19 protein-coding genes are annotated in these 17,528 nt (G+C 60.3%); 14 read left to right on the plus strand and 5 right to left on the minus strand.

The window, feature by feature from the left end; genetic code table 11:
• Positions 1 to 50 precede the first annotated feature (50 nt).
• Positions 51 to 947, plus strand: coding sequence for a LysR family transcriptional regulator (locus GIV35_RS06515; RefSeq protein WP_236264107.1), 897 nt, complete (start codon positions 51 to 53; stop codon positions 945 to 947).
• An 8-nt stretch (positions 948 to 955) separates the two neighbouring features.
• Here the strand turns inward: GIV35_RS06515 and GIV35_RS06520 are convergent, their stop codons facing one another.
• Positions 956 to 1,282, minus strand: a complete 327-nt coding sequence (locus GIV35_RS06520) for a DUF883 family protein (RefSeq protein ID WP_003187304.1) — start codon at positions 1,280 to 1,282, stop codon at positions 956 to 958.
• 157 nt (positions 1,283 to 1,439) lie between these two features.
• Here GIV35_RS06520 and GIV35_RS06525 point away from each other — a divergent pair, with 157 nt between their 5' ends.
• Complete coding sequence (locus GIV35_RS06525) at positions 1,440 to 1,655, plus strand: dodecin (protein WP_005783406.1); 216 nt, start codon at positions 1,440 to 1,442, stop codon at positions 1,653 to 1,655.
• Positions 1,656 to 1,771: 116 nt separating this feature from the next.
• Positions 1,772 to 1,999: a DUF1161 domain-containing protein gene (locus tag GIV35_RS06530; RefSeq protein WP_105225279.1), complete on the plus strand. Its 228-nt coding sequence runs from the start codon at positions 1,772 to 1,774 to the stop codon at positions 1,997 to 1,999.
• A 137-nt stretch (positions 2,000 to 2,136) separates the two neighbouring features.
• Here GIV35_RS06530 and GIV35_RS06535 read toward each other — a convergent pair whose 3' ends face one another.
• Positions 2,137 to 3,138, minus strand: a complete 1,002-nt coding sequence (locus GIV35_RS06535) for an LLM class flavin-dependent oxidoreductase (RefSeq protein ID WP_034129211.1) — start codon at positions 3,136 to 3,138, stop codon at positions 2,137 to 2,139.
• A gap of 217 nt (positions 3,139 to 3,355) precedes the next feature.
• Here GIV35_RS06535 and GIV35_RS06540 point away from each other — a divergent pair, with 217 nt between their 5' ends.
• Together GIV35_RS06540 and GIV35_RS06545 are read left to right on the plus strand one after the other, a co-directional pair.
• Complete coding sequence (locus GIV35_RS06540; protein WP_003187311.1) at positions 3,356 to 3,787, plus strand: OsmC family protein; 432 nt, start codon at positions 3,356 to 3,358, stop codon at positions 3,785 to 3,787.
• Between the two features lie 211 nt (positions 3,788 to 3,998).
• A complete protein-coding gene (locus tag GIV35_RS06545) occupies positions 3,999 to 4,238 on the plus strand; it encodes a DUF1161 domain-containing protein (protein WP_047712795.1) in 240 nt (79 codons plus the stop codon).
• Position 4,239: 1 nt separating this feature from the next.
• Here the strand turns inward: GIV35_RS06545 and GIV35_RS06550 are convergent, their stop codons facing one another.
• Positions 4,240 to 4,662 (minus strand): PA0061/PA0062 family lipoprotein, encoded by a 423-nt coding sequence (locus GIV35_RS06550; RefSeq protein ID WP_054920967.1) that lies wholly within the window; start codon positions 4,660 to 4,662, stop codon positions 4,240 to 4,242.
• Between the two features lie 110 nt (positions 4,663 to 4,772).
• On the opposite strand from GIV35_RS06550, the gene GIV35_RS06555 reads away from it, so the two are divergent.
• On the plus strand, positions 4,773 to 5,816 hold the full coding sequence (locus GIV35_RS06555; protein ID WP_236264109.1) for an aminopeptidase: 1,044 nt from the start codon (positions 4,773 to 4,775) through the stop codon (positions 5,814 to 5,816).
• Between the two features lie 95 nt (positions 5,817 to 5,911).
• Here GIV35_RS06555 and GIV35_RS06560 read toward each other — a convergent pair whose 3' ends face one another.
• Both GIV35_RS06560 and GIV35_RS06565 read right to left on the minus strand, forming a co-directional pair.
• Positions 5,912 to 6,571, minus strand: coding sequence for an HAD family hydrolase (locus GIV35_RS06560; RefSeq protein WP_236264111.1), 660 nt, complete (start codon positions 6,569 to 6,571; stop codon positions 5,912 to 5,914).
• Positions 6,568 to 7,110: a gamma carbonic anhydrase family protein gene (locus tag GIV35_RS06565; RefSeq protein ID WP_044270245.1), complete on the minus strand. Its 543-nt coding sequence runs from the start codon at positions 7,108 to 7,110 to the stop codon at positions 6,568 to 6,570. The genes GIV35_RS06560 and GIV35_RS06565 overlap by 4 nt, the downstream gene beginning before the upstream one ends.
• A 101-nt stretch (positions 7,111 to 7,211) precedes the next feature.
• Between GIV35_RS06565 and prlC the strand changes: the two genes are divergently transcribed.
• The 8 genes from prlC (at position 7,212) to GIV35_RS06605 (ending at position 17,416) form a co-directional block, all read left to right on the plus strand.
• Positions 7,212 to 9,263 carry an oligopeptidase A gene (gene prlC / locus GIV35_RS06570; RefSeq protein ID WP_054897247.1) on the plus strand — a complete coding sequence of 684 codons (2,052 nt, stop codon included), beginning with the start codon at positions 7,212 to 7,214 and terminating at the stop codon, positions 9,261 to 9,263.
• Positions 9,260 to 9,535 (plus strand): YheV family putative zinc ribbon protein, encoded by a 276-nt coding sequence (locus GIV35_RS06575; RefSeq protein WP_105225283.1) that lies wholly within the window; start codon positions 9,260 to 9,262, stop codon positions 9,533 to 9,535. The genes prlC and GIV35_RS06575 overlap by 4 nt, the downstream gene beginning before the upstream one ends.
• Positions 9,536 to 9,837: 302 nt before the next feature.
• A complete protein-coding gene (locus GIV35_RS06580; protein ID WP_213153191.1) occupies positions 9,838 to 10,590 on the plus strand; it encodes a gluconate 2-dehydrogenase subunit 3 family protein in 753 nt (250 codons plus the stop codon).
• Between the two features lie 2 nt (positions 10,591 to 10,592).
• Positions 10,593 to 12,377, plus strand: coding sequence for a GMC family oxidoreductase (locus GIV35_RS06585; RefSeq protein WP_032894333.1), 1,785 nt, complete (start codon positions 10,593 to 10,595; stop codon positions 12,375 to 12,377).
• A gap of 12 nt (positions 12,378 to 12,389) precedes the next feature.
• Positions 12,390 to 13,688, plus strand: a complete 1,299-nt coding sequence (locus GIV35_RS06590) for a cytochrome c (RefSeq protein ID WP_105225286.1) — start codon at positions 12,390 to 12,392, stop codon at positions 13,686 to 13,688.
• 82 nt (positions 13,689 to 13,770) lie between these two features.
• Positions 13,771 to 14,829, plus strand: coding sequence for a PA0069 family radical SAM protein (locus GIV35_RS06595; protein ID WP_105225287.1), 1,059 nt, complete (start codon positions 13,771 to 13,773; stop codon positions 14,827 to 14,829).
• 228 nt (positions 14,830 to 15,057) lie between these two features.
• Positions 15,058 to 15,789: a carbonic anhydrase gene (locus tag GIV35_RS06600; RefSeq protein WP_003187331.1), complete on the plus strand. Its 732-nt coding sequence runs from the start codon at positions 15,058 to 15,060 to the stop codon at positions 15,787 to 15,789.
• Between the two features lie 85 nt (positions 15,790 to 15,874).
• Positions 15,875 to 17,416 (plus strand): SulP family inorganic anion transporter, encoded by a 1,542-nt coding sequence (locus GIV35_RS06605; protein WP_105225288.1) that lies wholly within the window; start codon positions 15,875 to 15,877, stop codon positions 17,414 to 17,416.
• The last annotated feature ends 112 nt before the right edge of the window (positions 17,417 to 17,528 follow it).

A 17,528-nucleotide genomic window follows, 5' to 3' on the forward strand; every position in this document is an offset into this window, starting at 1 on the left:
CTGGCCTGAAAACCGATAAGATCGCCGCAACCTGTCAGGAAAACTCACAGATGAGCCGCGACCTCCCTCCCCTCAATGCCCTGCGCGCTTTTGAAGCCACCGCTCGCCTTAACAGCGTCAGCCAGGCTGCGGAGCTATTGCACGTGACCCATGGCGCGGTCAGCCGCCAGTTGAAAGTGCTGGAGGAGCACTTGGGCGTGAGCCTGTTCATCAAGGATGGGCGCGGCCTTAAACTCACAGATGCCGGCGTCAGGCTACGAGATGCCAGCAGCGAGGCTTTCGAGCGGTTGCGCGACGTGTGCGCCGAACTCACCCAACGCGGCGCTGACGCGCCCTTCGTTCTTGGTTGTTCAGGCAGCTTGCTGGCGCGTTGGTTTATCCCTCGACTGGGGCGGTTGAATGCCGACTTGCCGGATTTACGCTTGCACCTGTCGGCAGGCGAAGGCGATCTGGACCCGCGCCGCCCGGGGCTGGATGCCTTGCTGGTATTCGCTGAGCCGCCGTGGCCGGCGGATATGCAGGTGTATGAGCTGGCCAGCGAGCGCATCGGCCCGGTCTTGAGCCCCCGCTTCGCCGGTTTTGAACACCTGCGTCAGGCCCCAGCGTCGGATCTGCTGGAGCAACCCTTACTTCACACCACCTCAAGGCCGCAAGCCTGGCCCAGTTGGGCACGGCAACACGGCCTAGAGCCCGGCGCGCTGAAACTCGGCCAGGGGTTTGAGCATTTGTATTATCTGCTGGAAGCGGCGGTTGCCGGCTTGGGAGTGGCAATTGCGCCAGAACCGCTGGTGGCAGAGGACCTGCGAGCGGGTCGCCTGGTGGCGCCGTGGGGGTTCAGTGAAACCCCGGCGCACCTGGCGTTGTGGCTACCCAAGCGCGCCGCAGACGGGCGCGCCGGGCAGTTGGCACGATGGCTCAAGGCTGAGCTGTTGCGTCAACCGATGTAACCGGTCGATCAGTCACCGCGTTTGCACAGCAGATAAGCCGCCAGCAGGCCCAGCGCGCCAACGGCGACACCGGCGGTCGTCCAGGGGTGCTCTTGTGCGTAGTCACGGGTGGCAGCGCTGGTTTCGCGGATTTTGACTTTGCTTTCTTCGTAGGCGTCGCTGATCAGGTGGCGAGAGTGCTTGAGGGCGTTCTCGGCGTTGCTTTTCAAGGCCTTCAGCGTTTTGCGCGACTCATCGGACGCGTCGTCCTTGAGGCTCTCCAGCGATTTGAGCAGGCTCGAAATCTCGGCTTCCATGCTTTCCAGCGACGCTTTGCGTAAAGAAGTGTTGGCCATGTGGACGTCTCCTGAAGTGATTGAGTGGCGTGTGTAGATACCGACTGCGCCGGTTTCAGAAAGTGCAGTAATTCTGAACTTTCGCCTCCCAACGGTCGCCTGAAGCAGTACGCACATTCGCTGCTAGTCTTGATTGACGACCTAAAGGAGAAACGCCATGAGTGATCATCACACGTACAAGAAAGTCGAACTGGTAGGCTCTTCCACCACCAGCATCGAAGACGCGATCAACAATGCCCTGGCTGAAGCCAACAAAAGCATCAAGCATCTGGAGTGGTTTGAGGTGACCGAAACCCGTGGTCACATCAAAGATGGCAAGGCTGCGCACTTCCAGGTCACGCTCAAAGTGGGATTCCGCATTGCCAGTAGTTGATCGGCAGAGTTGAACTTTGCCCGCTGGCCGATTGCCATAACCTGCGCTACAAACAACGGGTGCCGACGCGATGAGCGTCGGCACGCTCTTTTTGATCAGCGCAAGGAAAGTAACGGATGAAGAAGTTTCTGTTAGCGGTAGGGTTGTTGAGCATTGCGGGTACCGCTATGGCGGCGGGCAAGCCTTGTGAAGAGCTGAAAAGCGAAATCGCAGCGAAAATCGACGCCAACGGCGCTTCGGGGTATTCGCTGGAAGTGGTGGACAAAGGTGCTACGCCAAGTGACCAGAAAGTAGTTGGCACCTGCGAAGGTGACACCAAGGAAATTGCCTACAAGCGCGGCTAACCCCGTGCTGTATAAGCGACGCACCTGTGGCGAGGGAGCTTACTCCCGCTGTGCTGCGTAGCGGCCCAAAAAAAATGGGAGCGCTGCGCACTCCAGCGGGAGCAAGCTCCCTCGCCACAGGTCTATCGTTTTACCATTCAGCCCTTCATCACTTGTGCAAGCAGCTCGTAGGAATGAATCCGGTCGGCGTGCTCATACAGGTCACTGGTAAAAATCAGCTCATCGGCACCGGTCTGCTCGATCAACACCTCCAACTTGCCGCGAATCTTCGCCGGGCTGCCCACCATGGCCAAGCCGAGGAAGCTACCGACCGCATCTTTTTCATGGGGCAACCACAGGCCGTCCATGGTTTTCACTGGAGGGCGCTGCACCAGGCTCTGGCCGCGCATCAACGCGAGAATACGCTGGTACACCGAGGTGGCCAGGTAATCGGCCTGCTCATCGGTGTCGGCCGCCACCAGCGGAATGCCGAGCATCACGTAGGGCTTGTCCAGCACCGCCGAAGGCTTGAAGTGATTGCGATACACGCGAATCGCCTCATGCATCAAGCGCGGTGCGAAATGGGAGGCGAAGGCGTAAGGCAAGCCACGCTCACCGGCCAATTGCGCGCTGAACAGGCTTGAACCCAGCAGCCACACCGGCACATTGGTGCCGGTGCCCGGTACCGCGATAACCCGTTGGTCGGGCGTACGCGGGCCCAAGTAGGCCATCAGCTCGGCCACATCTTCGGGGAAGTCATCGGCACTGCCGGAGCGTTCACGGCGCAGGGCGCGGGCAGTCATCTGGTCGGAACCGGGCGCGCGCCCCAGGCCCAAGTCAATACGACCGGGGTAGAGGCTTTCCAGGGTGCCGAACTGCTCGGCGATCACCAGTGGCGCGTGGTTTGGCAACATCACCCCGCCAGACCCCACTCGAATAGTCGAGGTGCCGCCTGCCAGGTAACCGAGCAGTACCGAGGTGGCCGAACTGGCGATGCCGTCCATATTGTGGTGCTCAGCTACCCAGAAACGGTGGTAGCCGAACTTCTCCACATGCTGAGCCAGGTCCAGGGAATTGCGCAGCGACTGCGCCGGGCTGCCGTTGGCGCGTACGGGCACCAGGTCGAGGGTCGAGAATTTTACGTCGGACAGCGATTTCATCAGCCTGCTTCTCCAATGGGGGCGCAGGCTTTCTAGACGAACCAAAACCTGCCGCTTCATGTGCATGCTCTATGCAATGAGGGCATATACCCGAGATTCAATAGGTAGCTCTGAAATTTCCTACTGGATTGCTAGGTTTCTCTTACGAATGAACTTTGTTTTGACGTCTATCCTCAGAACCCTTACCGACGCAAAACCACCGTTCGAGGAGAAAGCTATGAGTATCGTTAAAAAGGCATCCGCGCATTGGGAAGGCGACCTGAAGACTGGCCTGGGTTCCATTTCCACGGAAACCGGCGTACTGCGCGAAGCGCCCTACGGCTTCAAGGCCCGCTTCGAGGGCGGCAAGGGCACCAACCCTGAAGAATTGATCGGCGCGGCTCACGCCGGCTGTTTCTCCATGGCGTTTTCCATGATCCTCGGCGACGCCGGGCTCAAGGCTGACAGCATCGACACCCAGGCCGAAGTGACTCTGGACCAGGTCGAGGGCGGCTTTGCGATTACAGCAGTGCATCTGATCCTGAAAGCCAAAATCCCAGGCGCGAGCCAGGCGCAGTTCGATGAACTGAGCAAAAAGGCCAAGGAAGGGTGCCCGGTGTCCAAGGTGCTGAATGCGACCATCACCTTGGATGCCACGCTGGTCAACTGATACAGCGGTAATCCATGTGGGAGCGGGCCTGCTCGCGAATGCGGTGGATCAGCCGATATCTTCAGTGGCTGACACTTCGTATTGGCGAGCGAGCCCGCTCCCACATGTTTAGTTCTGCGTTAAATCAGAACTCGTGTTTGCAAAATGTGGTCGAATAGCCCATGCAGCCTAGGCGCACACTCGTGCGCAGCGCATTCAGGGAGCTCCACACATGAAACGTTTTGCCTTGGCAATCATCTGCGGTGTATTGGCCACTTCGGCCGTGGCCGCGCCAAAAGATTGTGAAGAGCTCAGGAAAGAAATCGAAGTGAAGATTCAGGCTAATGCCGTGCCGTCTTACACTCTCGAGATCGTCAGCAAGGAAGAAGCCGACAAGCACGATATAGCTATGGTCGTCGGCAGCTGTGAAAACGGTACCAAGGCAATCATCTACCAGAAAAACAACGACTGACTCAGATGCAGTTCACGCTGCGCTCTTCGGCCAATAGCTGGCGGGTTGAGTCGTACAGCCGGATGTTGGGCGTGAACGCCAGTGAGCGCCCTTCCAGCACATAGCGCTGGCCGGCCTGAAAGTGGTCGTACTGCAGCGTCATGAAGCAGGTGCGATACATCATCTGGCTGAGGCCACCCAGGCCGCCGCCGGCGGGCACTTCAAAATCAAAGCGCACCATCAGCTCGTGAGGGCCGGGAGGCATTTGAAAAAAGCGCCCGTCGTCGAGGTTTTTCCCGTCCAGGCGCTGAGCCATTACCAACTTGGAACCCGGTGTCGGCGTGCTGAAATCGACCCAGGCCTGCTGCGGGTCCACGGGGGGGATGGGGGTCGAGGCGCAAGCGCTGAGGAATACAGCGGCGACGGGAAGCAAGAGCGGGCGCATGGCAAGTACTCAACACGAGAAGAGGCTTGAGTATAAACACGCCACGCCGTGGAAAAATCCCCTGCAAGCGCGATAGTCTGGCGAACCCATCATCCAGGAGCAGTCAGTGCATGATCAGGCGTTTTCTTCCAGGACTGATGGTTTTGCTGCTCAGCGGCTGTTCCAGTGTCAGTTATTACAGCCAGTTGGCGAGTGGCCAGTGGCACCTGTTGCGGGCCCGGGAGCCGGTAGCCGAGGTCATCGCCGACCCTGCTCGCCCGCCACTGCTGCGCGAGCATCTGGCTCAATCGCAGAAAGCTCGAACCTTTGCCAGTGAACACCTGCATCTGCCTGACAACCAAAGTTACCGACTCTATGCCGATATTGGCCGACCCTATGTGGTCTGGAATGTCTTCGCTACGCAAGAATTTTCTCTGTCGCCCCAGAACCATTGCTTTCCCATCGCCGGTTGCGTCGCCTATCGCGGCTACTACACCCAAGGTGCGGCCCGGGGCGAGGCGGCACTGTTGCGGCAGCAGGGCATGGATGTGTCGATCGGTGGCGTGGAGGCCTACTCCACCCTGGGCTGGTTCAACGACCCGATCATGAGTTCGATGATGAGTTGGGGCGATGAGCGCCTCGCCACGCTGATCTTCCATGAGCTGGCCCACCAGCGCTTCTACGTGAAGGACGACACCGAGTTCAACGAGTCCTATGCCAGTTTTGTCGAGCAGGAAGGCACGCGCCAATGGCGTGCGGCGCGGGGCCTGGCGCCTGTCGGCGATGCGGCGTTGAAGCAACGCGATCAATTTATCCGGCTGATTCTCGATACCCGTAGACGCCTGGAGGCGTTGTACGCGCAGCCGTTGGCAGCGGACGCGATGCGCCGGGCCAAAGCGGCGCAATTCGAGCAGTTGCGCAGCGAATACCGGCACCTGCGCGATAGCCAATGGGGTGGTGACAAGCGTTATGACGCCTGGATCAACCAGCCCATGAACAATGCCCGCCTGTTACCGTTTGGGTTGTATGACCAATGGGTGCCGGCGTTTGCGGCGTTGTTTGCGCGGGAAGGTGGGGATTGGGTGAGGTTTTATGCGGCGGTGGAGCGGTTGGGTGGGCTGCCGGTGGAGCAGCGTAAAGCGGCGTTGAGGCAGTTGGAGACGGTTGGTCGTTAGGGCCTTTTCGCAGGCAAGCCAGCTCCCACAGTTGACCGATTTTCAACATGAGCATGCGGTCAACCGTGGGAGCTGGCTTGCCTGCGAAAGCGGTCTCAAGGACGCTGCAAAAACGCCTGATGCATCTGGTCCAACGTCTCGAAATGCCAGGTCGGTGCCTCGGCACTCAGCTCTTCAAAACTACCAAACCCATACCCCACGGCGGCCGAATCCAGCCCATTACTGCGTGCCCCGATCAGGTCATGCTTGCGATCACCAATCATCAAGGTGGTGGCCGGGTCCAGCCGTTCCTCACGTATCAAATGCGCGATCAACTCGACCTTGTTGGTACGCGTGCCGTCCAGTTCGCTGCCGTAGATCACCTTGAAGTACTTGGCAAAGTCAAAATGCCGCGCAATCTCGCGGGCAAATTCCCACGGTTTGGAGGTGGCTACGTACAGCTGACGCCCTTGGCTGTTCAGCTCTTCCAATAACGGCATGACGCCGTCGAACACGCGGTTTTCGTACAGGCCGGTGACCTTGAAGCGCTCACGGTAGAAATTCACCGCCTCCCATGCCTTGGCCTCGTCGAAGGCGTAAAACTGCATGAACGCCTGCAGCAAGGGCGGGCCGATGAAGTGTTCGAGTTTGGTCAGGTCGGGCTCATCAATGCCCAGTTTGGCCAGGGCGTACTGGATCGAACGGGTAATGCCCTCGCGTGGGTCGGTGAGGGTGCCGTCCAGGTCGAACAGGACGGTGGGGTGATGCAGGGTCATTGATCGAATCCTTCAGCCAGGTGCAGATCTTTGAGCTTCACGTAGTTCGCAGCGCTGTAGGTGAAAAAGGCGCGTTCTTTGTCAGTCAATGCGCGAACCTGTTTGACCGGGCTGCCCACATATAAAAAACCACTGTCGAGTTTCTTGCCTGGCGGCACCAGGCTGCCGGCGCCGATGATCACGTCGTCTTCGACCACGGCGCCATCCATCACGATACTGCCCATGCCGATCAGGACGCGGCTACCCACGGTGCAGCCATGCAGCATGACTTTGTGGGCGATGGTCACATCGTCGCCGATCAGCAACGGGAAACCCTCAGGATTGAACGGCCCGGCATGGGTAATGTGCAGCACGCAGCCGTCTTGCACGCTGGTGCGCGCACCGATGCGGATGCGGTGCATGTCGCCGCGAATCACGGTCAGCGGCCAAACCGAGCTGTCAGTGCCGATTTCGACATCGCCGATCACCACCGCCGAAATATCGACAAACGCCCCGGCGCCGAGGGTTGGCGTGTGGTTCTGATAGGTGCGAAGGGTCACGATAGCCTCTCTCTCTTCTGCTGATAGCTGCGGTGGGTGTTGATTGTAATTAAGATGGCCCCATCTTTGTTCTACATGTTTCTTCAGCCAAGGTGCCCACCGTGAGCGCGAACAACCCGCTTTTGCAGTCCTACGACCTGCCGCCGTTCTCGGCGATCCGTGCCGAGCACGTGCAGCCGGCCATCGAACAGATCCTCGCCGACAACCGCGTGGCAATCGCAGAGATCCTGCAAAGCCAGGGTAAAAATCCGACGTGGGCAGGCCTGGTCCTGGCCATGGATGAACTCAATGATCGCCTTGGCGCAGCCTGGAGCCCGGTCAGCCACCTCAATGCCGTGTGCAACAGCGCCGAACTGCGCGAAGCCTACGAGGCGTGCCTGCCGGCATTGAGCGCCTACTCCACCGAAATGGGCCAGAACCGTGAGCTGTTCCAGGCCTTCGAAGCCCTGGCCAACAGCCCGGAAGCTGCCGGTTTCGATGTGGCGCAAAAAACCATTCTGGAACACTCCCTGCGTGACTTCCGCCTGTCGGGTATCGACTTGCCGCCGGAGCAGCAAAAACGCTACGCCGAAGTGCAGAGCAAGCTGTCCGAGCTGGGCAGCAAGTTCTCCAACCAGCTGCTGGACGCCACCCAGGCCTGGACCAAGCACGTCACCGATGAAGCCACCCTTGCCGGCCTGACCGACTCGGCCAAGGCGCAAATGGCTGCCGCCGCCCAGGCCAAGGGCCTCGACGGCTGGCTGATCACCCTGGAATTCCCTAGCTACTACGCCGTCATGACCTACGCCCAGGACCGCGCCCTGCGTGAAGAGGTGTACGCCGCCTACTGCACCCGTGCATCGGACCAAGGCCCGAATGCCGGTCAGAACGATAACGGCCCGGTGATGGAACAGATCCTCGACCTGCGTCAGGAACTGGCCCAATTGTTGGGTTATGCATCGTTCTCCGAGCTGAGCCTGGCCACCAAGATGGCCGAATCCAGCGACCAGGTGCTGAGCTTCCTGCGCGACCTGGCCAAGCGCAGCAAGCCGTTCGCCGCCCAGGACCTGCAGCAACTCAAGGCCTACGCCGCCGAGCAAGGCTGCGCCGATCTGCAGAGCTGGGACAGCGGTTTCTACGGCGAAAAACTGCGTGAGCAGCGCTACAGCGTGTCCCAGGAAGCGCTGCGCGCCTACTTCCCCATCGACAAAGTGCTGGGCGGCCTGTTTGCCATTGTGCAGCGCCTGTACGGCATCGAGATCGCTGAGCTTAAAGGCTTCGACACCTGGCACCCGGATGTGCGCTTGTTCGAGATCAAGGAGAACGGCGAGCACGTCGGACGCTTCTTCTTCGACCTGTATGCCCGCGCCAACAAGCGTGGCGGTGCCTGGATGGACGGTGCCCGTGACCGCCGCCGTACCCTTGATGGCGTGCTGCAAAGCCCCGTTGCCAACCTGGTGTGCAACTTCACCCCGGCCGACAGTGGCAAGCCTGCCCTGCTGACCCACGATGAAGTCACCACCCTGTTCCACGAATTCGGCCACGGCCTGCATCACCTGCTCACCCGCGTGGAGCACGCCGGCGTATCCGGTATCAACGGTGTGGCGTGGGACGCGGTGGAACTGCCGAGCCAATTCATGGAGAACTGGTGCTGGGAGCCTGAAGGCCTGGCGCTGATCTCCGGCCACTACGAAACCGGCGAGCCACTGCCCCAGGACCTGCTGGAGAAAATGCTCGCGGCGAAAAATTTCCAGTCCGGCCTGATGATGGTGCGTCAGTTGGAGTTCTCGCTGTTCGACTTTGAACTACACGCCACCCATGGCGATGGTCGCAGCGTGGCCCAGGTACTTGAAGGCGTGCGCGATGAAGTCTCGGTCATGCGCCCACCGGCCTACAACCGCTTCCCCAACAGCTTCGCTCACATCTTCGCCGGCGGTTATGCGGCGGGTTACTACAGCTACAAATGGGCGGAAGTGTTGTCGGCGGACGCGTTCTCCAAGTTTGAGGAAGACGGCGTGCTCAACGCCCAGACCGGGCGTGCCTTCCGTGAAGCCATCCTGGCCCGTGGCGGCTCCCAGGCGCCGATGGTGCTGTTCGTCGATTTCCGCGGACGCGCGCCGTCGATTGACGCACTCTTGCGCCACAGCGGTTTGAGTGAGGACGCGGCAGCATGAGTGAAGGGCCTGTGATTACCAAAAAGCAATTTATCGCCGGGGCGGTCTGCCCGGCGTGCAGCGAGCCGGACAAGTTGAAGATGTGGACCGAAGACAGCGTGCCGCACCGCGAATGCGTGGCCTGCGGGTATACCGATACGCTGAATGATCAAGGCCTGTCGGTGCCCAAGGAATTGGGCACTAGGGTCAATACTTCCGCGTTGAAAGCGCCGGCCGATCCTAAGGTGCAAGCGGTGCAGTTCTTCCCGAACCCCAAGCTCAAGAAAGTCTAGCGCTCGTAAGCAATCTAAAAATGTGGGAGCGGGCTTGCTCGCGAAGGCGGTATGTCAGTCATGGAGTGATTGCCTGACCACCGCCTTCGGGAGCAAGCCCGCTCCCACTTTTTTTGGCCGCGTTTTGTCTCATATCCCAGCAGAATTGTTTCTGGGAATGATTAGCCTGCTATCATTTGTAACTGTTGATTGCCGCTGCAAGCTATCCTTTGCATCGGTTGGATCCAATGCGCCAGCTCAAAAAGACAAGCCACTCTCCAGAAGCGGCTGCCAAACCCGTGACCACATGATGAGGTGTACCCATGTCTGATCAAGATCAAGACAACCCCCGGCGTGACTTTTTACGCAAATCCTTGACCTTGATCCCGGTGGTCACGGTTGCCAGCACCGGCCTCGGCGGTTCGATGTTAATGGCCACGCCGGAACCGGCCCAGGCCGAGCCGGCCAAACCCGCGGTCAGCGACAAAGCCTACGAGCCAAGCTATTTCACGGCCGAGGAATGGGCGTTTATCAACGCCGCCGTCGAGCGCTTGATTCCCGCTGACGCCCAGGGCCCCGGTGCCTTGGAGGCTGGCGCGCCGGAATACATCGACCGCCAGATGAGCACCCCTTACGCCAGTGGCGCCCTGTGGTTCATGCAAGGCCCGTTCAACGCCGATGCGGCGCCGGAGATGGGCTGGCAAAGTAAATTGGTACCCAAGGAGATCTATCGCCTCGGCATTGCTGCTACGGATGCGTGGTCGAAAGCGTTCAACGGTAAGGCTTTTGCTGCGCAAGACAGCGCTACCCGAGACGATATGCTGCGACGTCTTGAGGCGGGCGGCAGCGAAGTGGCGGCGCACTTCGACGCCGTGCCGCCCAAGATGTTCTTTAACCTTTTGCTGCAAAATACCAAGGAAGGTTTCTTCTGCGACCCTATCCACGGCGGTAATAAAGGCATGGTCGGCTGGACCATGATCGGCTTTCCCGGCGCCCGCGCCGATTTCATGGATTGGGTGGAACGCAACGAGCAATACCCCTTCCCGGCTGTTTCCATTCGCGGCGAGAGGGCGTAAACGTGGCGACCATCATGAAGAAAGTGGATGCAGTGATTGTGGGCTTCGGCTGGACGGGCGCGATCATGGCCAAAGAGCTGACAGAAGCGGGCCTCAACGTGGTAGCGCTGGAGCGCGGCCCGATGCAGGACACTTACCCAGACGGCAACTATCCCCAGGTCATCGATGAATTGACCTACAGCGTGCGTAAGAAGCTGTTCCAGGACATCTCCAAAGAAACGGTGACCATTCGCCACAGCGTGAATGACGTCGCCCTGCCCAATCGTCAGTTGGGCGCGTTCTTGCCGGGTAATGGCGTTGGTGGTGCGGGGCTGCACTGGTCGGGCGTGCATTTTCGCGTTGATCCCATCGAACTGCGCATGCGCAGCCATTACGAAGAGCGCTACGGGAAGAACTTCATTCCCAAGGACATGACCATCCAGGACTTCGGCGTCAGCTATGAAGAGCTGGAGCCGTTTTTCGACTATGCGGAAAAAGTCTTTGGCACCTCCGGTCAAGCCTGGACGGTCAAGGGCCAACTGGTCGGTGAAGGCCGTGGCGGTAACCCCTACGCGCCGGATCGCTCCAACCCGTTCCCGCTGGAGGCGCAGAAAAATACTGTCTCCGCCCAGCTGTTTCAGAAAGCGGCGACCGACGTAGGTTACAAACCTTACAACCTGCCTTCGGCCAATACGTCGGGGCCGTATACCAACCCCTACGGTGCGCAGATGGGCCCGTGCAACTTCTGCGGGTTTTGCAGTGGCTACGTGTGCTACATGTACTCCAAGGCTTCGCCGAACGTGAATATCCTGCCGGCCTTGCGGCAGGTGCCCAACTTCGAGCTGCGGCCCAATTCCCACGTGCTCAAGGTCAACCTCGACAGCACCAAGAAGAAAGCCACCGGCGTGACCTACATCGACGCCCAGGGCCGCGAGTGTGAACAACCGGCTGACCTGGTGATTCTTGGCGCCTTCCAGTTCCATAACGTGCGCCTGATGCTGCTGTCCGGCATCGGCAAACCCTACGACCCGATTACCAACGAGGGTGTGGTAGGCCGCAACTTCGCCTACCAGAACATGGGCACCATCAAGGCGTTCTTCGACAAGGACACCCACACCAACAACTTTATCGGCGCGGGCGGCAATGGCGTGGCCATCGACGACTTCAACGCCGACAACTTTGACCATGGCCCCCACGGCTTCGTGGGTGGTTCGCCGATGTGGGTCAACCAGGCGGGCAGCCGGCCGATTGCCGGTACGTCCAACCCGCCGGGTACGCCAGCCTGGGGCAGCGCCTGGAAGCGCGCCACCGCCGATTACTACACCCATCAGGTCTCAATGGATTCTCACGGTGCCCATCAATCCTACCGGAGCAACTACCTGGATCTGGACCCGGTTTACCGCGATGCCTACGGCCTGCCACTGCTGCGCATGACCTTCGACTGGCAAGAAAACGACATCAAGATGAACCGCTTCATGATGGAAAAAATGGGCAAAGTGGCCCAGGCCATGAACCCCAAGGCCATCGCCGTGCTGGGTAAAAAGGTGGGTGAGCATTTCAATACCGCCTCCTACCAGACCACCCACCTCAACGGCGGCGCGATCATGGGCACCGACCCGAAAACCAGTGCGTTGAACCGTTACTTGCAGAGCTGGGATGTGCACAACGTCTTTGTCCCCGGTGCTTCCGCTTTCCCACAAGGCTTGGGCTACAACCCGACCGGCCTGGTGGCAGCGTTGACCTATTGGTCGGCACGAGCGATTCGCGAGCAGTACCTCAAAAACCCCGGCCCACTGGTTCAGGCATAAGGAGCGATGACCATGAAAGCATTCGTTATCGCCTCCCTGGCGCTGTTCAGCAGCTGCTCGATCAGCGCCGCCGAAACCGATCTGATCAAGCAGGGTGAATACCTGGCGCGCGCCGGCGACTGTGTCGCCTGCCATACCGCCAAGGGTGGAAAGCCCTTCGCTGGCGGCCTGCCGATGGAAACGCCCATTGGCGTGATCTACTCCACCAACATCACCCCGGACAAGACCGGTCTGGGCGACTACAGCTTCGAGGATTTCGACAAGGCCGTGCGCCATGGCGTCGCCAAGAACGGTAGTACGCTTTACCCGGCGATGCCCTACCCGTCTTACGCACGTGTCAGCGACAGCGATATGCAAGCGCTGTATGCGTACTTCATGAAGGGGGTCGAACCGGTTGCCCAGGAAAACAAGGACAGCGATATTCCCTGGCCCCTGAGCATGCGTTGGCCGTTGGCGGCCTGGCGCTGGATGTTTGCCCCGGCAGTCGAGGCGCATCAGCCGCAAGCCGCTGCCGACCCGGTGATTGATCGCGGTGCCTACCTGGTGGAAGGTCTCGGACATTGCGGCGCCTGCCATACGCCGCGTGCCCTGACCATGCAGGAAAAAGCCCTGAGTGCCACGGACGGCAGCGCTTTCCTCTCTGGCAGTGCGCCGTTGGAAGGCTGGATTGCGAAAAGCCTGCGCGGCGACCACAAGGACGGCCTCGGCAGCTGGAGCGAGGAGCAGTTGGTGCAGTTTCTCAAGACCGGCCGCAGTGACCGCAGTGCGGTGTTCGGCGGTATGAGCGATGTGGTCGTCCATAGCATGCAGTACATGTCGGAAGATGACCTGACCGCTATCGCGCGATACCTCAAGAGCCTGCCGGCGGTCGATCCCAAGGACCAGCCGCACCAGTACGACAAGCAGGTAGCCGAAGCGCTCTGGAAAGGTGATGACAGCAAGCCGGGCGCCTCGGTGTATATCGACAACTGCGCGGCCTGCCACCGTACCGACGGCCATGGCTATACGCGGGTATTCCCGGCGCTGGCGGGCAACCCGGTGTTGCAGACGGCAGATGCCACGTCGTTGATCAACATTGTGTTGAACGGCGGCACCTTGCCGGCCACCCATGCGGCGCCGTCAACCTTCACCATGCCGGCGTTCGCCTGGCGTCTGTCGGACCAGGAAGTGGCGGATGTGGTCAGTTTTATCCGTGGCAGCTGGGGCAACCAGGGCGCGCCGGTCAAGGCGAGCGATGTGGCGGACCTGCGCAAAAACGATCTGCACACCACCTCGGGCGATGACCTGGGGCAGGTGACGCAAAAGCACTGATAAGTTCGCTGGCCGCCCAACGGCACTGGTCAGAAACCTCGCGCCTCGATACTGTATATAAAAACAGTATCGAGGCGTTTTCATGTCTACTGCGCTGCCGCCCCGTGGCCGGGGTACGGCCACCAATCTGCATAATCGCTTTGCACCCACCGTCAGCGTGGCCGAGGACGACGGTTGGTACCAGGAAGTGCCGCCGACCCAAGGCACCGAAGTGCGTATCGAAACGGCCAAGACCATCATCACGCGCAACAACTCGCCGGACTTGCCGTTTGATCGGTCCATCAACCCGTATCGTGGTTGTGAACATGGTTGCATCTACTGCTATGCGCGGCCCAGCCATGCCTATTGGGACATGTCGCCCGGGCTGGACTTTGAAACCAGATTGATTGCCAAGAGCAATGCGGCCGATGTGCTGGAACAGCAGCTGTCGAAGCCGGGCTACGTGTGTGCGCCGATCAACCTGGGCTCCAATACCGATCCGTACCAGCCAATCGAGCGCGAATACCGGATCACCCGGCAAACCCTTGAAGTACTGCTGCGCTACCGCCACCCAGTGACGATCATCACCAAGGGCTCGCTGATCCTGCGCGACCTCGACCTGCTGACCGAGTTGGCCCGCCAGCGGCTGGTGGCGGTGATGATCAGCCTCACCAGCCTGGACGACGAGCTCAAGCGCATCCTGGAACCGCGCACGGCGGCCCCCAAGGCACGGCTGCGGGCGATTCGGGTAATGCGCGACGCAGGTATCCCGGTGGGCGTGCTTTGTTCGCCAATGATCCCGATGATCAACGACAGCGAGCTGGAGAGCCTGCTTACCGAAGCTCACGCGGCCGGCGCACAAAGCGCGGCGTATATGATGCTGCGCCTGCCGTTGGAGGTGGCGCCGTTGTTCGAGGAGTGGCTGGCGGCCCATTACCCCCAGCGAGCCGCCCATGTGATGAGCCTGGTGCGTCAAGTACGCGGGGGTGAGGTGTATGACAGCCGGTTTGGCGTGCGTATGCGCGGTGAAGGGCCGTTTGCCGATTTGCTGGCGCAGCGTTTCAGCAAGGCGATCAAGCGTCTGGGGCTGAATCGGCGGGAAGGGTTCAACCTTGATTGCACGGCGTTTTGCCCACCGGGCAGGCAGATGGCTTTGTTGTAGACTGAGGGAGAGATGTGCACCTTTGCTGTAGGAATAGTCGCGTTTTGACATCACTGAAACCCGCGTTCTAGAGCGGTTCATTCAGTTTGAGTTAAGTTTCGACGGTTACCTTGTTCAGCGAGTGACTGATGAGTCGGCGGCCTGGCCGGTGCTTGTTTTACAACTATTTCACCGCCATGGCGTCGAACTGACCTGAACCCTCCCCTGCATTGATCAAGAGGATGAATCATGAGTGACAAGGATAAACAGCCGTTGGCTGCGTCGGCTTCAGCCCCTCAGGTGGCGGAATCCGCCGATGCAGCGCTGCAGCATATCGTTGACGGCTTTTTGCATTTCCATCACGACGTCTTCCCCCAGCAGGAAGAACTCTTCAAGAAACTCGCCACCGCCCAGAGCCCACGGGCGATGTTCATCACCTGCGCCGACTCGCGCATCGTGCCCGAGCTGATCACCCAGAGCTCCCCAGGCGACCTGTTCGTGACCCGTAACGTCGGTAACGTGGTGCCGCCCTACGGCCAGATGAACGGCGGTGTTTCCACGGCTATCGAATACGCTGTGCTCGCCCTTGGCGTACAGCACATCATCGTGTGCGGGCATTCGGACTGCGGCGCCATGCGTGCCGTGCTCAACCCCGACAGTCTGGAAAAGATGCCAACGGTCAAGGCCTGGTTGCGTCACGCCGAGGTCGCCAAGACCATGGTCCATGACAACTGCGACTGCGCCAACGAAGGCGAGAGCATGGCGGTGCTGACCGAAGAAAACGTCATCGCCCAACTGCAACATTTGCGTACCCACCCTTCCGTGGCTTCGCGCATGGCCAATGGTCATTTGTTTATCCATGGTTGGATCTACAACATCGAGACCAGCGAAATTCGGGCCTACGATGCGGACAAAGCGGCGTTCCGACCGCTGAACGGCACCGAGCCGATCCCTTCAGCGACGCCTAAAGCGCGCTTCTAAAACACTTCCCTGCCGGGTAATGCGGTGGCTGCCATGGATGCAGCCAGGCTTTACCGCGCCCGGCGAATGCCTCGGGAGAGTCATCATGCGTGCTGCTCAATTGAAAGCTGTATTGCCACGGGAGCTGCTCGCCTCGGTGGTTGTTTTTCTGGTCGCCTTGCCACTGTGCATGGGTATTGCAATCGCGTCCGGCATGCCGCCGGCCAAGGGCCTGATCACTGGCATCATCGGCGGCCTGGTGGTGGGCTGGTTGGCCGGCTCGCCGCTGCAGGTCAGCGGCCCGGCGGCGGGTCTGGCGGTGCTGGTGTTCGAGCTGGTGCGCCAGCACGGCATGCTGATGCTGGGGCCGATCCTGTTATTGGCCGGCTTCCTGCAATTGGTGGCCGGGCGTTTGCGCCTGGGCTGCTGGTTTCGCGTCACCGCGCCGGCGGTGGTCTACGGCATGTTGGCCGGGATTGGCGTGTTGATCGTGCTGTCGCAGGTTCATGTGATGCTCGACGGCGCGCCCAAGCCTTCAGGGCTGGATAACCTGGCCGGCTTCCCGGCAGCGCTGGCTGCAGCAATTCCTACCTTCGGCGGCGGGCTCGGCTGGCAGGCTGGCGTACTCGGTTTGTCGACGATGTTGGTGATGTACCTGTGGGACAAATTCCGCCCGCAACAACTGCGGTTTGTGCCTGGCGCGTTGCTTGGCGTGGGCCTGGCGACTGTTGCCAGCCTGGTGCTGGCGTTGCAGGTCAAGCGCGTGGAAGTCCCGGAAAACCTGGCGGACGCTATCGACTGGCTGCGCCCCAGCGACTTGCTGAACCTGGCAGATCCACAGTTGCTGATCGCGGCATTCGCCGTGGCGTTTATTGCCAGTGCCGAAACCCTGCTGTCTGCCGCGGCGGTGGACCGCATGCACAGTGGTCAACGTTCCGATTTCGACAAGGAATTGTCGGCCCAAGGGGTGGGCAACATGCTCTGCGGCCTGGTGGGAGCATTGCCCATGACCGGCGTGATCGTGCGCAGCTCGGCTAACGTCCAGGCCGGGGCAACCACGCGTCTGTCGGCGATGTTCCATGGCCTGTGGCTGCTGGGTTTCGTGCTCTTGCTGTCGAGCGTGCTGCAGAGCATTCCGGTCGCGAGCCTGGCGGGTGTGCTGGTGTACACCGGCATCAAGCTGGTAGACGTCAAGGCGTTCAAGGCGCTGGGCCGCTATGGGCGGATGCCGATGTTCACCTATGCGGCCACCGCGCTGGCAATCATCTTCACCGATTTGCTGACCGGTGTGCTGGTAGGGTTTGGGCTTACATTGGTGAAGCTGGCTTTCAAGGCGTCGCGCCTGAAAGTCAGCCTTATCGACCTGCCTCAGGAAGGTGAGATGGAGCTGCGTTTGACGGGGGCGGCGACCTTTCTGAAGGTGCCGGCGTTGACTCAGGTGTTGTCGGCGGTACCTGCGGGGACCACCCTGCATGTGCCGTTGAGCAACTTGAGTTACATTGACCACTCTTGCCTGGAGTTGCTGGAAGAATGGGGCCGGGCCAATGCGGCCAAGGGCTCGACGTTGGTGATCGAGGCTCGCGGTTTGAAGCGTCGGCTGGAAGGTCGGGTGAGAACGACAGTGGGGATCGGCTCAGCGCCTGCCTGACCCCCTCAAAAAACTGTGGGAGCCGGGCTTGCCCGCGATTGGCGGTGATTCAGTCAACTAAACTGTTGGCTGATACTCCGCCAATCGCGGGCAAGCCCGGCTCCCACAGTTG

Source organism: Pseudomonas sp. PA-1-6B (assembly GCF_021609545.1).
GTDB classification, from domain to species: Bacteria; Pseudomonadota; Gammaproteobacteria; order Pseudomonadales; family Pseudomonadaceae; genus Aquipseudomonas; species Aquipseudomonas fluorescens_BV.